The 17,713-nt window shown below is 69.0% G+C and carries 11 protein-coding genes; 7 read left to right on the top strand and 4 right to left on the bottom strand.

The window, feature by feature from the left end; all coding sequences use genetic code 11:
- Positions 1 to 34: 34 nt before the first annotated feature.
- Complete coding sequence (locus tag ABZ893_RS06050) at positions 35 to 1,237, bottom strand: hypothetical protein (RefSeq protein WP_361397430.1); 1,203 nt, start codon at positions 1,235 to 1,237, stop codon at positions 35 to 37.
- A 173-nt stretch (positions 1,238 to 1,410) separates the two neighbouring features.
- Complete coding sequence (locus ABZ893_RS06045; RefSeq protein WP_361397427.1) at positions 1,411 to 2,637, bottom strand: hypothetical protein; 1,227 nt, start codon at positions 2,635 to 2,637, stop codon at positions 1,411 to 1,413.
- Between the two features lie 419 nt (positions 2,638 to 3,056).
- Between ABZ893_RS06045 and ABZ893_RS06040 the strand changes: the two genes are divergently transcribed.
- The 5 genes from ABZ893_RS06040 (at position 3,057) to ABZ893_RS06020 (ending at position 11,910) form a co-directional block, all read left to right on the top strand.
- A complete protein-coding gene (locus ABZ893_RS06040; protein ID WP_361397744.1) occupies positions 3,057 to 4,424 on the top strand; it encodes a diaminobutyrate--2-oxoglutarate transaminase family protein in 1,368 nt (455 codons plus the stop codon).
- Positions 4,425 to 4,699: 275 nt separating this feature from the next.
- The gene (locus tag ABZ893_RS06035) at positions 4,700 to 6,847 is read left to right on the top strand and encodes an IucA/IucC family protein (protein WP_361397741.1); all 2,148 of its coding nucleotides are present in this window, start codon (positions 4,700 to 4,702) and stop codon (positions 6,845 to 6,847) included.
- 39 nt (positions 6,848 to 6,886) lie between these two features.
- Entirely contained in the window at positions 6,887 to 7,861 is a 975-nt protein-coding gene (locus ABZ893_RS06030; protein WP_361397424.1) for a GNAT family N-acetyltransferase, read from the top strand.
- A 58-nt stretch (positions 7,862 to 7,919) separates the two neighbouring features.
- Positions 7,920 to 9,878, top strand: a complete 1,959-nt coding sequence (locus ABZ893_RS06025; RefSeq protein WP_361397421.1) for an IucA/IucC family protein — start codon at positions 7,920 to 7,922, stop codon at positions 9,876 to 9,878.
- A 40-nt stretch (positions 9,879 to 9,918) separates the two neighbouring features.
- Positions 9,919 to 11,910, top strand: a complete 1,992-nt coding sequence (locus ABZ893_RS06020) for an ATP-dependent DNA helicase (protein ID WP_361397418.1) — start codon at positions 9,919 to 9,921, stop codon at positions 11,908 to 11,910.
- Positions 11,911 to 12,106: 196 nt separating this feature from the next.
- On the opposite strand, the gene lexA is transcribed toward ABZ893_RS06020, so the two are convergent.
- A complete protein-coding gene (gene lexA / locus ABZ893_RS06015) occupies positions 12,107 to 12,895 on the bottom strand; it encodes a transcriptional repressor LexA (RefSeq protein WP_361397416.1) in 789 nt (262 codons plus the stop codon).
- A gap of 538 nt (positions 12,896 to 13,433) precedes the next feature.
- Between lexA and nrdR the strand changes: the two genes are divergently transcribed.
- Positions 13,434 to 13,979 carry a transcriptional regulator NrdR gene (gene nrdR, locus ABZ893_RS06010; protein WP_361397413.1) on the top strand — a complete coding sequence of 182 codons (546 nt, stop codon included), beginning with the start codon at positions 13,434 to 13,436 and terminating at the stop codon, positions 13,977 to 13,979.
- Positions 13,980 to 14,115: 136 nt separating this feature from the next.
- Complete coding sequence (locus ABZ893_RS06005; RefSeq protein ID WP_361397410.1) at positions 14,116 to 17,004, top strand: vitamin B12-dependent ribonucleotide reductase; 2,889 nt, start codon at positions 14,116 to 14,118, stop codon at positions 17,002 to 17,004.
- Positions 17,005 to 17,135: 131 nt separating this feature from the next.
- Here ABZ893_RS06005 and ABZ893_RS06000 read toward each other — a convergent pair whose 3' ends face one another.
- Complete coding sequence (locus ABZ893_RS06000; RefSeq protein WP_361397738.1) at positions 17,136 to 17,693, bottom strand: TerD family protein; 558 nt, start codon at positions 17,691 to 17,693, stop codon at positions 17,136 to 17,138.
- Positions 17,694 to 17,713: the final 20 nt, after the last annotated feature.

The following is a 17,713-nucleotide window of genomic DNA, read 5'->3' as shown; positions in this document are numbered from 1 at the left end:
CTCGTTCGTGTGGTTCGTGTGGTGAAGCCGGCGGCTACTGGCTGCCGTACTTCTCGCTCATCGCGTCGAAGAGCTCGTGGGCGCCCTGGCCCAGCTGCGGTCCGGCCAGCCAGGTGTTGCCGGCCGGGCCGATCGACGTGTTCGAGACCAGTTCGGTCTTGCCGCCGACGACCCGGAACCAGCCGCCGCCCGACGAACCACCGGTCATGGTGCAGCCGATGCGGTACATCGTCGGCTGGTTGGGGCTCAGCGACAGACGGCCCGGACGGTCGATGCACTTGTGCATCAGCAGACCGTTGAACGGGGGAGCGGCCGGGTAGCCCCACGCGCCCATGCTGCCGACCGACTGGACAGCGGGCTCGGAGAAGTCGACCGGCAGCGCGTTACCGACTGTCTCTTCGAGGGACTTCGTGCCCTGCTCCGGCTTCACGTGCAGCACGGCGTAGTCGTACGGAGCGCCCGCACCGCCCGACTCGGCGCCCGTGTTGATCCACTCGTTGGACGTCGACGCCCAGTCGGCCCAGAAGGTGCCGTACGGGGCGATCTCCTGCGGAGCCGCGTTCTGCAGCTGGGCCTCGGACTTGCCGAGGTCGTTGTACGCCGGGACGAAGGCGATGTTGCGGTACCAGCCGCCCGCGGAGCCCGCGTGCACACAGTGGCCCGCGGTCCAGACGAGGTTGGACTTGCCCGGGTTGCGGGGGTCCTTCACGACGGTGCCGGAGCAGACCATCGAGCCTTCGGGGGAGTCGAAGAAGACCTTGCCGACCGGCGCTGCGTACTGGTGGTACGGCGTCTTCTCGGGAACGGCCTTGACCGGCTGCGGCTCCGGGTCCGTCGCACCCTGGTCGTTCGTCGCGTCCTTCGCGGCGATCGTCTTGTCCGGGTCCTTCGCGGACTTCATCCGGTCGGGCTTCCAGTGGTCCTTGATGACCGGGTTGACGAAGTCCTTGGCCTCGCGCAGCCAGTCCTTCTTGTCCCAGTTCTTCCAGGCACCGTGCTGCCACTTGTCCGGGTCGATGCCGTGCTTCTTGAGCTGACCTGCGAGGTCGCCGGGCAGCCGGCTGTCGGAACCCTTGCCGCCGCCCTGCGAAGCGGAGGCGCCGGCCTTGTCACTCGCGTTGTCGTCGCCGGGACCGCAGGCGGTGGCGGTGAACGCCAGTGCCGCGACGAGCCCCGTCGCGGCGAGAACCGTGCGACGGCCCCGGCTGCGCGTGGATGACGGACGTGTGGAACGCATGGTGCGAATCCCCCCGGTGAAACGAACGTGTCATGAGCTTGTCAGGTCCGGAACGGCCCCTTGGCGAGGCCCCGGACGCAGCACCCCACTATGCCTGTGGAGATGAGGACCAACGGCGGCGGGGTGGTGAAGATTTCGTCGCCCCGCCGCCGTCAGCTGTCGCCTTACCGCCCCTACTGACCGGCGTACTTCTTGCTGACAGCCTCGTAGATCCCCTTGGCCTCCTTGCCGAGGCGCGGACCCGCGAGCCAGCCGGCCGTCACCGGGCCGATCGACGTGTTCGACACCAGCGCGGGCTTGCCGTTGGAACCCTGCGCGATCCAGCCGCCCCCGGATGAACCGCCGGTCATGGTGCACCCGATGCGGTACATCGTCGGGTCGGCCTTCGCGAGCGAGAGCCGCCCCGGCTTGTCGGCGCACTGGTACAGCGTCTGACCGTCGTACGGCGGCGCCGCCGGGTACCCCTTCGCCGTCATCGTCGCGATCTTGGGCACCGCGGGAGCGTTGAAATCGACCGGCATCGCCGAACCGACCGTCTCCTCGAGGGACTTGCCCTCGCTGCCCTTCTCCGGAGTGACGTGAATGACCGCGAAGTCGTACGGCGCACCCTTGCCGCCCGTCGGACCGCCCTGCTCGATCCACTGGTCCGAGGTCTGCGCCCACTCGCCCCACCAGACGCCGTACGGGGCGACCTGCTCCCGGGTGGCCTTCTTCAACTGCGCATCCGACAGACCCGCGTCGTTGTACGAGGGAACGAAGGCGATGTTGCGGTACCAGCCGCCGTTCTTACCGGCGTGCACGCAGTGACCCGCGGTCCACACCATGTCCGACTTGCCCGGGTGCGCGGGGTCCGTGACGACCGTCGCCGAGCACACCATGGACCCCTCGGGCCCGTCGAAGAAGAGCTTGCCCGCGTACGGCGCGCTCTCGTGGTACGGCGTACCGACGGCCGCGGCCTTCACCGGCACCGGCGTCGGGTCCGTCACGCCCTGGTCGCCCGAGATGTCGTTGTCGTCGACCTGGTTGTCCGGGTTCTTGTCGGCGTCCCGCATCCGGTCCCGGTCCCACAGGCCGTCGATGATGGGGTTGACGTAGTCCTGCGCCTCACGCAGCCACTTGTCCTTGTCCCAGTTCTTCCACTCGCCCTTCTTCCACTTGTCCAGATCGATACCGTGCTTCTTGAGCCGGTCCTTGAGGTCGCCCGGGATCTGGATCTTGTCGCCGCCGGCCTGTGTCGTGGACGCGGTGGGCTTCGGGTCCGCGCTGTCGTCGCCGGGACCGCACGCGGTGGCGGCGAGCGCGAGCACCGCGCTGACGGCGAGAGTGGCCGCCACGGGGGACGTTCTGCGGCGTGCGCTCCTCCCGCGCTGAACGGTCGAGAGCGGACGTATGGGTCGCATGTCGTGAATCCCCCTGGGCTTCGGTGGCTTGCCTGGTCGGCGCCGGCGATCGCGGACCGCACGCGCGACGTCCGGCACCCGACGTGCCCCCACCCCGCGAACGAACCCTCGACCTCCGTCGAACGGCACCCCACCCTATGCGCGCCCTGTGAGCGACTCCGCACGGAACGGCAACGGTTCCGTCACGGCGGGGATCTTGCACCCGGCGGTGATTTTCGGCCGACCCGTGATCCCTTGCTATCACCGTCGTTGGTACGTACGGGGGATCTGCTGTCGCCGCTCTGTCCCTGGGGTTCCTCCCCGGCTGCCGGACGCCCGTACGTCAACTGATCCCCAGAAACGGACAATTCGACAGGATCCAACGGGATCCAGCGGGAGGACCAAGAGTCGTGGCCGTCACCGAGCCTGCGACCGCGGCGGTGTCCGCGGGGGGCGCCGCCCGTGAAAGCGTGGCCCAAGAGGGGATCCTGCGGAGGCAGTCCGCCCGCGAATCCGCGGCCCGCACCTATGCGCGCGCCCTGCCGATCGTGCCAGTACGGGCACGCGGGCTGACGATCGAGGGGGCCGACGGCCGCCGCTACCTCGACTGCCTCTCCGGCGCGGGCACCCTCGCCCTCGGACACAACCACCCCGTCGTACTCGAAGCGATCCGGAGAGTCCTCGACTCCGGTGCCCCGCTGCACGTACTCGATCTGGCCACTCCCGTGAAGGACGCCTTCACCACGGAACTCTTCCGGACGCTGCCCGCCGGACTCGCGGAGCGGGCCCGCATCCAGTTCTGCGGACCGGCCGGGACCGACGCCGTCGAGGCCGCTCTCAAACTCGTCCGCACCGCCACCGGCCGCAACGGACTGCTCGCCTTCACCGGCGCCTACCACGGCATGACCTCGGGCGCGCTCGAAGTGTCCGGTGGGGCGGAGGACGTGAACGTCACGCGCCTTCCCTATCCGCAGGACTACCGCTGCCCCTTCGGAATCGGCGGCGAGCAGGGCGCCGAACTCTCCGCACGCTGGACCGAATCCCTCATCGACGACCCCAAGTCGGGCGTACGGCTCCCGGCTGGCATGATCCTCGAACCTGTCCAGGGGGAAGGCGGCGTGATCCCCGCGCCCGACACGTGGATGCAGCGGATGCGCGAACTCACCGCGGCTCGCTCCATCCCCCTGATCGCCGACGAGGTCCAGACCGGCGTCGGCAGGACCGGAGCCTTCTGGGCCGTCGAACACAGCGGCGTGGTACCCGACGTCATGGTGCTGTCCAAGGCGATCGGCGGCAGCCTCCCCCTGGCCGTCGTCGTGTACCGCGACGACCTCGACGTCTGGGAGCCCGGCGCCCACGCCGGCACATTCCGCGGCAACCAGCTCGCCATGGCCGCCGGCGCCGCGACCCTCGCCTACGTCCGCGAGAACGGCCTCGCCGAACGCGCCGCCCTCCTGGGAGCCCGCATGATCAGCCAGCTCCAGGGCCTCGCCGCCGAACATCCCTGCATCGGCGAAGTACGCGGCCGCGGCCTGATGATCGGCGTCGAACTGGTCGACGTGGACACTCCTCGGGACCCGGACCGCCCCGGCAGCTCGGACCTGAGCCCTCTGTCTCCCGCGCCCGAACTGGCCACCGCCGTGCAGCGCGAATGCCTACACCGGGGCCTGATCGTCGAACTCGGCGGGCGCTACTCCAGCGTCGTACGCCTGCTGCCGCCGCTGACGATCACCGACGAACAGGCCGCCGCGGTCGTCGAGCGCCTCGCCGACGCCCTGACCGAAGCCGCCCGCAAGCACCGCGCGTAACCCCGCCGGACCCGGTGCCGCCCGAGGGCCCCACACCTGGCGGGTCAGGATCGCCACGACACCGATCACCACGGCCAGCAGCGGCACACCGGACAGCCCGGACCACCGCATCACGGAGTCAACAACCCCACAAGGAAGCCCCCTTGAACGCCACCCCCGCACCCGAAGACTGCCTCCGCCCCCAGGCGGGCGGAGCCTGCGAAACGCAGCCCCAGCTTGCCCCGGAACGCGGGACGGTCCCCCGGCAGACGGGCGGCAGTCAGGCGGCCGAGCAACTGCACGGCTCCACCGCCGACCTGCTGGAGCATCCCGACCCCGGCACGGCCGCCCAGGCCGCAGCCGTCGAGAACCTGCTCCGCTGCTGGGTGCGGGAGAACGGCCTGGCCGAACCCCAACACGGCACTCTGCGTGTTCCTCTGCCCGCAAGCGGCACCGCCCTCCTCGTTCCTGTCCATTACTGGTCCCCGACCGGCTGGCACCGGTTCGGTATGCCCTACCTGCACAACGGCCCCCTCGGAGCCCCCTGCGTAGACGCCGTGACAGTCGCCGCCCTCCTCAGCCGCGAGGAGGGGGGCCCGGGGGCTGGTGAGCAGGGCGCCGCCGGTCTGGTGGGGGAGATCCACGCGGTGGCGGAGCCCCATGGCGGCGCCTTCCCGGACCCGTCTTCCGGCGGCGACAGCCGACTGGGCGCGGGGCCTCTGGGCGGCGCCGGACAGGATCCGGCTCCCGGTGGCCACAGCCAGCTGGTCGCGGGTCCCGTTGGAGGCGGCCAGCTGGTCGGGGGCCCCCTTGGCGGCAGCCAGCTGGTCGCACGTCCCGTTGGCGTCAGCCAGGATGCTGTCGGCCCTCACGCCGGCACCGCGACCGCAGCCCCTCGGAAGACGACCGAAGCCCGCGTAGCAACCGAGGCCCGTATGCCAACCGACGCCCCCGAGACCCCGCCCACCCACGCCGGCGTCTCCGGCGACGGCGCCGACCTCGTCGGGCGAGTCGCGGACTCGGTCAGACGCACCGCCGACTTCATCGCCCACCGCCGCAGGAACCCGGCCGACACCGCCGACCACTTCCTGGCCGCCGAACAGTCCCTCGTACTCGGTCACCCCCTGCACCCCACCCCGAAGAGCCGCGAGGGCCTGTCCGAGGCCGAATCCCGCCTCTACTCACCGGAGTTGCAGGGATCCTTTCCCGTGCACTGGATGGCGGTGAACCGGTCCGTACTCGCGATGGACTCGGCCTGGACCCAGCGAGGCCGTCCCCTCCCGGCCGACCAGATCGCCCGCCAACTCGCCGGAGCGAGCCTGCCCCTCCCTGACGGCCACGCCGCGCTGCCCCTGCACCCTTGGCAGGTCCGCGAACTCAAGCACCGCCCCCAGACCGCCGCCCTCCTCGACGCCGGTCTCCTGCGTGACCTCGGCGCCCACGGCGCGCCGTGGTACCCCACCTCCTCCGTTCGTACCCTGTACCAACCCGACGCCCCAGCCATGCTGAAGCTCTCGCTCGGCCTGCGTATCACCAACTCCCGTCGTGAAAACCTCCGTAAGGAACTCCACCGAGGCGTAGAGGTCCACCGCCTCCTCCGCACAGGCCTCTTCGAGCAGTGGCAGGCCGCTCACCCCGGCTTCGACATCGTCCGGGACCCCGCCTGGCTCGCCGTCAACGACCTGGACGGAGAACCGGTACTCGGCCTGGACGTGATGATCCGGAACAACCCCTTCGCATCCGGCGACGACGCGGCCTGCATCGCCGGCTTCGTGTCTCCGAGGCCCCTCGCCACGCCCAACGGTCACGGCGACCCACGAGTCATGCGCTCCCGACTCGCCGAGACCGTCACCCGCCTCGCCGACCGCACCGGACGCCCACGCGGAGCCGTCGCCGCCGAGTGGTTCCTGCGGTACCTCGAACACGTCGTACGCCCCGTGCTCTGGCTGGACAGCACCGCGGGCGTCGCTCTGGAAGCCCACCAGCAGAACACCCTGCTGCTGCTCGACGCCGAGGGGTGGCCCATCGGCGGCCGCTTCCGCGACAACCAGGGCTACTACTTCCGTGAGTCCCGGCGAGCCGAACTGAACAGCAGGCTGCCCGGAATCGGCACCCGGAGCGACACGTTCGTGTCCGACGACGTCACCGACGAGCGCTTCGCCTACTACCTCGGCATCAACAACGTCCTCGGCCTCATCGGCGCCTTCGGCTCCCAACAGCTCGCGGACGAACGCCTGTTGCTCGCCGCCTTCCGCGGGTTCCTCGCCGACGTCGCATCCGGCCCGGACCCGCTCCGCAGCCCGCTGCCGGGTCACCTCCTCGACTCCCCGACCCTGCGGTGCAAGGCCAACCTCCTCACCCGTCTGCACGGACTCGACGAACTCGTCGGACCCGTCGACACTCAGTCCGTCTACGTCACCATCGCCAACCCCCTTCATTCCTGAGGTACATGACCCACCCCATCCCCTGAGAGGAACGTCGCCGTGTCATCCACCGACGCGCGCACCGGCGCCGGAGTCTCGCCCAACACCCCCTTCACCTACACCGCCACCGACGAGAGCACCGCCCCGGCCCCGAACGCCGGCGAACTCGCCGGACCCACTCGTGCCGCAGACATGGCCGCCGCCAGCAGCACGGCCGGCACCGAGACAGGTGACGCAGAGACCCCCGGCGTCGGCGCGGACGTCGCCGACACCCTGGACCTCCGCCTGCCCGACGAACTCCTCGACCTGATCGCCGAGCAGGGTGGAGCCGGCGATCAGGGCAACGGCCCCGTGGGACACGCCCACGGGACACGCTCCGATGCGTACGGTTACGGCTACGGGCACACCGGCGTAGACACGCGAGCGCACGCACCCGGCGGCACCTCGACGAACCGCACCGACGACGACCTGCTGGACAACGTCGGAGCATGGGGACCGGCCACCACACCCTCCGGCGTCTTCCAACTGGTCCCCGTCCGTATGGAACGGGACCTACCGCTGATCACCCGCTGGATGAACGACCCCGCCGTAGCGGCCTTCTGGGAACTCGAAGGCCCACAGGCCGTCACGGAAAACCATCTCCGCCCCCAACTCGACGGCGACGGACGCAGCGTCCCCTGCCTCGGAGTGCTGGACGGCACGCCGATGAGCTACTGGGAGATCTACCGCGCCGACCTCGACCCTTTGGCCCGCCACTACCCCGCCCGCCCGCACGACACCGGTGTTCACCTCCTCATCGGTGGTGTCGCCAACCGCGGCCGAGGACTCGGCACAAACCTGCTCAGGGCCGTCGCCGACCTCGTACTCGATCACCGTCCGCCCTGCGCCCGCGTCGTAGCAGAGCCGGACCTTCGTAACACCCCCTCCGTATCCGCCTTCTTGAGTGCTGGTTTCCGCCTTTCCGCCGAAGTGGACCTCCCCGAAAAGCGAGCGGCACTCATGGTCAGAGACCGGGCCCTGCGCGCTCTGCTCTGAGCCCGGCACTTTTAGTACACCGCTCATCCCGATCAGGTTCCCGACCCGAGGAGTCCATGTGCCGAATGCGTCCGCGCCCCAGACTTCCGAAGCGTCTCCCGCGCTGTACGACCCATCGGAACTCACCCGTGAAAACTGGGAGCGCGCCGCAGCCCGGCTGCTGGCGAAGATGATCGGCGAGTTCGCGTACGAGGAGATCATCGAACCGAAACGTGTGAGCGAGCCGGAGGCGGAGCCGGGATCGAACCCGGAGCCCGAATCAGACCCGGAGCAGGAATCAAATCCGGTTCCGGAACCAGAACTGGACCTCTACACCCTCTCCGTCGAGGGTGCTCACAGGCCGCCCGGCAGCGCCTTCCGATTCAGGGCGCGCCGGGCCGCGTACGGCAGCTGGCTGGTCGATCCGGACAGCATCGAGTGGATCGCCGGCCGGCCGGCGGACTCCCGGACGCCGGAAGGCCAAGGCGCCGCGACCAGCCAGCCGGAACCCTTCACCGACCCCCTCACCTTCCTCCTCCGCGCCAAACACGTCCTCGATCTCGACGGCGCCACGCTGGGGCACCTCATCCGCGAGCTGTCCGTCACCCTCGCTGCCGACGCCCGTCTCGACCACACTGCCCTCGCCTCGGCCGAGCTTGCCGACCTCGGATACGCGGAGCTCGAAGGGCACCAGACGGGCCACCCGTGGCTCGTTCTCAACAAGGGCCGTATGGGTTTCTCCGCGACCGACACCGCGCGCTGGGCCCCCGAGGGCCGCACGCGCGCGGCGCTCCCGTGGATCGCCGTCCACACGAAGCTCGCCACGTACCGAGGCGTCACGGAGCTGGCGACCGCGCGCCACCTCTACGACCGCGAGCTCTCCCCGGAGACGCGGGACTCCTTTGCCGACGCACTACGCGCGCGTGGCCTCGCTCCCGAGTCCTACCTGTACCTCCCCGTCCACCCCTGGCAGTGGAACCACATCGTGCTGCCGCTCTTCGCCGGTTCCCTGGCGAACGACGAGATCGTGCCGCTCCCGACCGACGGTGACCTGCGTCTTCCGCAGCAGTCCATCCGTACGTTCCTCAACATGTCGCGCCCTGACCGCCACACGGTGAAGCTCCCGCTCTCCGTGCTCAACACCCTTGTGTGGCGGGGGCTGCCCACAGAGCGCACGCTCGCGGCCCCCTCCGTGACCGCCTGGATGCACGCCCTGCGCGAAGCCGACCCCTTCTTGAAGGACGACTGCGGCGTCATCCTCCTGGGAGAGGTGGCTTCAGTCACGGTCGAGCACCCTCTGTACGACGGCCTCGAAGAAGTGCCGTACCAGTACAAGGAGTTGCTGGGCGCCATCTGGCGCGAACCCGTGTCCCGGTACCTGGCGCCCGGTGAACGGGCCCGCACACTGGCCTCCCTCCTCCACGTCGACCCGCACGGACGGGCCTTCACCGCAGAGCTGGTCGCCCGCTCGGGCCTGACCCCGGAGGTGTGGCTACGCCACCTCTTCGCGGCCCTGCTGCCCCCGCTCCTGCACTTCCTCTTCCGCTACGGAACGGTGTTCTCCCCGCACGGAGAGAACGCCATCGTCGTCTTCGACGATCACGACGTGCCGGTACGGCTCGCGGTGAAGGACTTCGTGGACGACGTGAACCTGAGCGCCGTACCGCTGCCCGAACACGACCACATGCCACAGGACGTACGCGAGATCCTGCTCACCGAGGAACCCGCCTTCCTCACACAGTTCATCCACTCGGGGCTGTTCATCGGAGTGTTCCGATACCTGGCACCTCTGTGCGAGGAACAGCTCGGCGTCACGGAGGACACGTTCTGGTCCCTGCTGCGCGCCGAGATCCTGCGCTACCAGGCGCGCTTCCCCGAGCTCAAGGAGCGGTACGAGATGTTCGACCTGCTCACCCCTCGTATCGAGCGACTCTGCCTGAACCGGAACCGGCTGCATCTGGACGGCTACCGTGACCGGCCCGAGCGTCCGCACGCGGCCGTGCACGGCACGGTGGCCAACCCACTCCACCAGCCTTGAGAGCGGGATTGTCAGTGGTGCCCCGTAGGGTGGTCGAGCTATGACTGCTTCCCCGCGCGCCGCCCTCCCCGAGCTCCTGCACGCCGCCGTCGCCGCCGTCGGTGGTACGGAGCGCCCTGGCCAGGTGACCATGGCCGAGAACATCGCCGAGGCGATCGACGACGGTTCCCACCTGCTCATTCAGGCAGGCACGGGCACCGGTAAGTCCCTCGGCTACCTCGTGCCCGCGCTGGCGCACGGCGAGCGGGTCGTGGTCGCGACGGCCACGCTCGCTCTCCAGCGCCAGCTCGTCGAGCGCGACCTGCCGCGCACGGTCGACGCGCTGCACCCCCTGCTGCGCCGGCGCCCCCAGTTCGCCATGCTCAAGGGCCGGTCGAACTATCTGTGCCTGCACCGCCTCCACGAGGGCGTGCCGCAGGAAGAGGACGAGGGGCTCTTCGACCAGTTCGAGGCGGCCGCACCGACCAGCAAGCTGGGCCAGGACCTGCTGCGGATGCGGGACTGGGCGGACGAGACGGAGACGGGCGACCGGGACGACCTCACCCCCGGAGTCTCCGACCGGGCCTGGTCCCAGGTGTCCGTCTCCTCGCGGGAGTGCCTGGGCGCCAGTAAGTGCGCCTACGGTCAGGAGTGCTTCGCCGAAGCCGCGCGCGAGCGGGCCAAGCTCGCCGAGGTGATCGTCACGAACCACGCGCTCCTCGCGATCGACGCCATCGAAGGAGCGCCGGTTCTCCCCTCGCACGAAGTGCTGATCGTGGACGAGGCGCACGAGCTGGTCTCCCGTGTCACCGGCGTGGCGACCGGCGAGCTCACGCCGGGCCAGGTGAACCGCGCGGTGCGACGAGCGGCCAAGCTCGTCAACGAGAAGGCGGCCGACCAGCTCCAGACCGCCGCCGAGGGCTTCGAACGGCTCATGGAGCTCGCGCTACCTGGCCGCCTGGAAGAGATTCCCGAGGACCTCGGCTACGCGCTGATGGCCCTGCGAGACGCCGCCAGGACCGTCATCTCGGCCATCGGCGCCACCCGTGACAAGTCGGTCCAGGACGAGGACGCGGTCCGTAAGCAGGCCCTCGCTTCCGTGGAGACGATCCACGACGTCGCGGAGCGCATCACGAACGGCTCCGAGTGGGACGTCGTCTGGTACGAGCGCCACGACCGCTTCGGCGCCTCGCTGCGCGTGGCCCCCATGTCCGTGTCGGGCCTGCTGAGGGAGAAGCTCTTCACGGACCGCTCAGTCGTCCTGACCTCGGCCACACTGAAGCTCGGCGGCGACTTCAATGGAGTGGGCGCGTCGCTGGGCCTCGGTCCCGAAGGCGCCCAAGGAGACGACCTCCCGCAGTGGAAGGGCGTCGACGTCGGCTCGCCCTTCGACTACCGCAAGCAGGGCATCATCTACGTCGCCAAGCACCTCGCGCGCCCCGCGCGTGAGGGCACCCGGACGGACATGATGGACGAGCTGGCCGAGCTGATGCAGGCCGCGGGCGGCCGCACGCTGGGCCTCTTCTCGTCGATGAGGGCCGCGCAGGCCGCAGCGGAGGAGCTGCGGACGAGGCTCCCCGAGTTCCCGATCCTGCTCCAGGGCGAAGAGACCCTCGGCGAACTGATCAAGGGGTTCGCGGCCGACCCGAAGACCTGCCTGTTCGGCACGCTCTCCCTGTGGCAGGGCGTGGACGTCCCGGGCTCGAGCTGCCAGCTCGTCGTCATGGACAAGATCCCGTTCCCACGGCCCGACGACCCCCTGATGAGCGCCCGCCAGAAGGCCGTCGAGGACGCCGGAGGCAACGGCTTCATGGCGGTCGCGGCAACGCACGCGGCGTTGCTGATGGCTCAGGGCGCCGGCCGCCTCGTACGGGCGACCGGGGACCGAGGCGTGGTCGCGATCCTCGACCCGCGCATCGCAACCGCCCGCTATGGCAGCTATCTGCGGAACTCGATGCCCGACTTCTGGTACACGACTGACCGGAACCAGGTACGGCGGTCCCTGGCGGCGATCGACGCGAAGGCGATCGCTGAGGCGGACGAGACGGCGTAGGCCGACGAGGCTCAGCCTCCAGCCGGCCGGAGCGCTGCGGTCCCGGAAATGGACCGCAGCGCAGAGACCCGGAATACGGCGCCGCCCCCGAACCCAGCAGCCGCCCCAGCCAGAACTACGCCAGAACCCGCCCCAGACATGGCAGGGCCCCGGAACCGGCGCAGTTGGTTCCGGGGCCCGGTCAGGGGTGCGGGGGTCAGACCCGCCGCAGGACGGCGACCACCTTGCCGAGGATGGTCGCCTCATCGCCGGGGATCGGCTGGTACGCGGAGTTGTGCGGAAGCAGCCACACATGGCCGTCCTCGCGCTTGAACCGCTTCACAGTGGCCTCGCCGTCGAGCATGGCGGCCACGATGTCACCGTTCTCGGCAACCGGCTGACGGCGGACCGTGACCCAGTCGCCGTCGCAGATCGCGGCCTCGATCATCGAGTCACCGACGACCTTCAGGACGAACAGCTCACCGTCGCCGACCAGCTGCCGGGGGAGGGGGAACACGTCCTCGACGGACTCCTCGGCGAGGATCGGGCCACCGGCGGCGATACGGCCGACGAGCGGGACGTACGAAGCGGCCGGCTTGCCCGTGGTGTCCGTGGGCTGCGCGCTCGGCTGGTCGGAGCCGCGGACCTCGTACGCACGGGGCCGGTGCGGGTCGCGGCGCAGGAAGCCCTTGCGCTCCAGGGCCATCAGCTGGTGTGCCACCGAAGACGTACTCGAGAGGCCCACCGCCTGGCCGATCTCACGCATCGACGGCGGGTAACCACGCCGCTGCACGGAGTCCCTGATCACCTCGATGACGCGCCGCTGCCGGTCCGTGAGCCCTGAGCTGTCCGCGCGGATGCCGGGAGGTCGGCCGGGCAGGGAGCGCGCCGGCTTGGGCCCCTCTGCACTCATGGGCGCGTCGTTCATGGCGTGCACCGGCTCGAGTCGGCCCTGGGAACGGTCCTGGGCGGTGATGGTGGCGCTGTCTGCGGCGGTGGTGGTCACGTCGGTCGGCCCCTCTCGAGATGTTCTCCCTAGCTAGCCAACGGTAGTTGCTTTCGAAAGGTTGCGCCAAACACACGTTCGAGTGAAAAATCGCAGATTGCTTGTTCTGGTCGCGTGCCCGGGTGTATGCCTTGCGCTCTACCGGAGTGGCAATTCGGTTGATTACGGTACGCTTCACCGCCGAGGCCGTGACCCACTCCGTAGGGCTTCAGTGTGCCATCCAGTGGTCCGTCAACCCGGAACCGGCCCCCTCTTCCGTGCGGTGTCGGCCGTGATTCGCGGCTGCCATGTGTGCGATCCGCGTACATCCGCCACGCGCGCGTGCCCGCCCGGGCGCTCGAGAAGCTGAAGCGACACGCGTAGGGCCAAATTAGCGTCCAGGCCCTAGATCTAGTGGTTGGATTGCATCAGCAGCCCAGAAGTTGTGGTCCCCGGTCCATCGAGGTCTCGGTCATCGCCTATGCTTGTGGCTGCTTCGAGGGGCCTGAAGGGCCTCTTGAGGCCATTGAGTCGTGCCGTGAAGGAGGGTTGGAGTTCCATGCACTGCCCCTTCTGCAGGCACCCCGACAGCCGTGTCGTCGACAGTCGCACCACCGACGACGGCACGTCGATCCGCAGGCGTCGCCAGTGCCCCGACTGCTCCCGTCGTTTCACGACCGTGGAGACGTGCTCGCTCATGGTCGTCAAGCGGAGCGGGGTGACCGAACCTTTCAGTCGCACAAAGGTGATCAACGGCGTCCGCAAGGCGTGCCAGGGCCGCCCTGTCACCGAGGACGCCCTCGCTCTTCTCGGCCAGCGGGTCGAGGAGGCGGTGCGGGCCACCGGAAGCGCTGAGCTGACCACTCATGACGTGGGGCTGGCCATACTCGGCCCACTTCAGGAACTCGACCTCGTCGCCTACCTGCGTTTCGCGTCCGTGTACCGGGCGTTCGACTCGCTGGAGGACTTTGACTCGGCCATCGCCGAGCTGAGGGAACAGCTGCCCGGCGGAAGCCGGGGCGACGCGGGTGGAGAGCGCGAGCCATGTGACTGCGGGCCCGGAGGGACTGTCGAAGTCCCCGTGCCCGCCACCGCTGCCGACTGACCGGCCCAGGGGTCCGTCGGCGGCCATACAGACCTGCTGCGGGCGGCGCGAGCGGCGCCCGCAGTACAAGACACACACCGTGCCACGGGAAGATCGAGGCACTTCGGGGCGTTTTAGCCCGGTATAGGGAGGCGGCATGACAGAGACGACGAGTGGCCCGGCGCGAGGTTCCCGTCCCAAGGGAGCCAAGGCCAGCAAGGGGCTGCGCATCGACCGCATCCACACGACTCCCGGCGTGCATCCGTACGACGAGGTGGAGTGGGAGCGCCGTGACGTCGTCATGACCAACTGGCGCGACGGCTCGATCAACTTCGAGCAGCGTGGCGTCGAGTTCCCCGGCTTCTGGTCGGTGAACGCGGTCAACATCGTCACCAGCAAGTACTTCCGCGGCGCGGTCGGCACCCCGCAGCGCGAGGTGAGCCTCAGGCAGCTCATCGACCGGATCGTGAAGACGTACCGGAAGGCCGGCGAGGACTACAAGTACTTCGCCTCGCCCGCCGACGCGGAGATCTTCGAGCACGAGCTGGCGTACGCCCTCCTGCACCAGATCTTCAGCTTCAACTCACCGGTGTGGTTCAACGTCGGTACGCCGCAGCCCCAGCAGGTCTCCGCCTGCTTCATCCTTGCCGTCGACGACTCCATGGAGTCGATCCTCGACTGGTACAAGGAAGAGGGCATGATCTTCAAGGGCGGCTCCGGCGCCGGCCTGAACCTCTCCCGGATCCGTTCCTCCAAGGAACTGCTGTCCTCCGGCGGCAACGCCTCGGGTCCCGTCTCCTTCATGCGCGGTGCCGACGCCTCCGCAGGAACGATCAAGTCGGGTGGCGCCACGCGCCGCGCGGCCAAGATGGTCATCCTCGATGTCGACCACCCCGACATCGAGAACTTCATCGAGACCAAGGTGAAGGAAGAGGAGAAGATCCGCGCGCTGCGTGACGCGGGCTTCGACATGGACCTGGGCGGCGACGACATCACGTCCGTCCAGTACCAGAACGCCAACAACTCGGTCCGCGTGAACGACGAGTTCATGAAGGCCGTGGAGACCGGCGGCAAGTTCGGTCTGCGCGCCCGTATGACCGGTGACGTCATCGAGGAGGTCGACGCCAAGTCGCTCTTCCGCAAGATGGCCGAGGCCGCGTGGGCGTGTGCCGACCCCGGCATCCAGTACGACGACACCATCAACCAGTGGCACACGTGCCCGGAGTCCGGCCGGATCAACGGCTCGAACCCGTGCAGCGAGTACATGCACCTGGACAACACGTCCTGCAACCTCGCGTCGCTGAACCTGATGAAGTTCCTGAAGGACGACGGCAAGGGCCACCAGTCCTTCGACGTCGAGCGCTTCGCCAAGGTCGTCGAGCTGGTCATCACCGCGATGGACATCTCGATCTGCTTCGCGGACTTCCCGACGCAGAAGATCGGCGAGAACACCCGCGCCTTCCGTCAGTTGGGCATCGGCTACGCGAACCTGGGCGCCCTGCTCATGGCGACCGGCCACGCCTACGACTCCGACGGCGGCCGCGCCCTCGCCGGCTCCATCACGTCGCTGATGACGGGTACGTCGTACAAGCGTTCCGCCGAGCTGGCCGCGGTCGTCGGCCCGTACGACGGCTACGCCAAGAACGCGACGCCGCACCAGCGCGTCATGAAGCAGCACGCCGACGAGAACGCCAAGGCCGTCCGCATGGACGACCTGGACACCCCGATCTGGGCCGCCGCCACGGAGGCCTGGCAGGACGTCGTCCGCCTCGGCGAGAAGAACGGTTTCCGCAACTCGCAGGCCTCCGTCATCGCCCCGACCGGCACCATCGGTCTCGCGATGTCCTGCGACACCACCGGCCTCGAGCCCGACCTCGCCCTGGTCAAGTTCAAGAAGCTGGTCGGCGGCGGTTCGATGCAGATCGTCAACGGCACGGTCCCGCAGGCCCTGCGCCGCCTGGGTTACCAGGAGGAGCAGATCGAGGCGATCGTCGCCCACATCTCCGAGAACGGGAACGTCGTCGACGCTCCCGGCCTGAAGACCGAGCACTACGAGGTCTTCGACTGCGCGATGGGCGAGCGTTCCATCTCCGCGATGGGTCACGTCCGCATGATGGCCGCCATCCAGCCCTGGATCTCCGGGGCGCTGTCCAAGACGGTCAACCTGCCCGAGACCGCCACGGTCGAGGACGTCGAAGAGGTCTACTTCGAGGCGTGGAAGATGGGCGTCAAGGCGCTCGCCATCTACCGCGACAACTGCAAGGTCGGCCAGCCCCTCTCCGCCAAGACCAAGGAGAAGGAGAAGGCGGCGGTCACCGCCAAGGCCGAGGACACCATCCGTGCCGCGGTCGAGAAGGTCGTCGAGTACCGCCCGGTTCGCAAGCGCCTCCCGAAGGGCCGCCCGGGGATCACCACCTCCTTCACGGTCGGTGGCGCCGAGGGTTACATGACCGCCAACTCCTACCCGGACGACGGTCTCGGCGAGGTCTTCCTGAAGATGTCGAAGCAGGGCTCCACCCTCGCGGGCATGATGGACGCCTTCTCGATCGCCGTCTCCGTAGGCCTGCAGTACGGCGTCCCGCTGGAGACGTACGTCTCGAAGTTCACGAACATGCGCTTCGAGCCGGCCGGCATGACGGACGACCCGGACGTGCGGATGGCGCAGTCGATCGTCGACTACATCTTCCGCCGCCTGGCGCTCGACTTCCTGCCCTTCGAGACGCGCTCCGCGCTCGGCATCCACTCCGCCGAGGAGCGCCAGCGTCACCTGGAGACGGGCTCGTACGAGCCCGCCGACGACGAGGTCGACGTCGAGGGTCTCGCGCAGTCCGCGCCGCGCCAGACGGAGTCCCTGAAGGCCGTCGAGGCCCCCAAGGCCGAGGCGGCGCCGGCTCCGCAGCAGGCGCACACCAGCGCCGAGCTGGTGGAGATGCAGCTGGGCATCCAGGCGGACGCTCCGCTGTGCTTCTCCTGCGGCACGAAGATGCAGCGCGCGGGCTCGTGCTACATCTGCGAGGGCTGCGGCTCGACCAGCGGTTGCAGCTGATCAACTGCTCAGCTGACGAAGTGAGGTGAGGGGCGGCGGGCCATCTGGCTCGTCGCCCCTCACCTTTTCGTTGTCTACGTAGTGCACAGTGCACGGTCCATGTAGTGCTCAGTGCGCGGTCTACGTAGTGCTCAGTGCGCGCTGCCCATCGTCGCCGCGAACGACGTGGGGTCGGTGTCGAAGCCCTGGAGCAGTTCGCGGAAGGCCCATGCTCCGGAGTCGTCCCTGATGAACTCGGCGACCACGGCCGCCGTGGAATCGGCCACTACGGAGAAGTCGTTCAGGGCGAGGTCGGTGTAGCCCTCACGGACCCGGACCGCGGTGTTCGCGACCGCTCCGAAGGTCGTCGCCTGCTCGCCCTGCTGGATGGCGACACCGACGACCACGCGCGCGTAGGAGGTCGACAGGCGTTCCAGCTCCAGTGTCATGACTTCGTCGAACCCGAAGCCCTGGCCTGTCGTGCTGTCCCGGTCGAGGTTGATCGTCCCGTCGGGGGAGCGACTGTCGAAGTGCACTACGTAGGCCGGCTCGCTGCCCGGATCGGCGGACGTGTAGGTCGCCGCGACGATGTCGAGATCATGGGGCGGCGAGCCGGCCGGGCTCGGATCCCACTTCAGCGCGACCTCGACCTTCTTGAGCCCTTTCGTGAAGCTACTCATCCGAACTCCCCCTCCTCGACGGCTGGTTATGAATGCTCATGACCACTACT

It is taken from the genome of Streptomyces sp. NPDC046821, from assembly GCF_040645335.1.
In the GTDB taxonomy this organism is placed as follows: Bacteria; Actinomycetota; Actinomycetes; order Streptomycetales; family Streptomycetaceae; genus Streptomyces.
This window is presented reverse-complemented; position numbering and strand designations above follow the sequence as displayed.

Excerpts from the sequence above, each read along its gene's own strand:
- ABZ893_RS06050 (WP_361397430.1), bottom strand. The coding sequence starts at position 1,237 with ATGCGTTCCACACGTCCGTCATCCACGCGCAGCCGGGGCCGTCGCACG.
- ABZ893_RS06045 (WP_361397427.1), bottom strand. The coding sequence starts at position 2,637 with ATGCGACCCATACGTCCGCTCTCGACCGTTCAGCGCGGGAGGAGCGCA.
- ABZ893_RS06020 (WP_361397418.1), top strand. The coding sequence starts at position 9,919 with ATGACTGCTTCCCCGCGCGCCGCCCTCCCCGAGCTCCTGCACGCCGCC.
- nrdR (WP_361397413.1), top strand. The coding sequence starts at position 13,434 with ATGCACTGCCCCTTCTGCAGGCACCCCGACAGCCGTGTCGTCGACAGT.
- ABZ893_RS06005 (WP_361397410.1), top strand. The coding sequence starts at position 14,116 with ATGACAGAGACGACGAGTGGCCCGGCGCGAGGTTCCCGTCCCAAGGGA.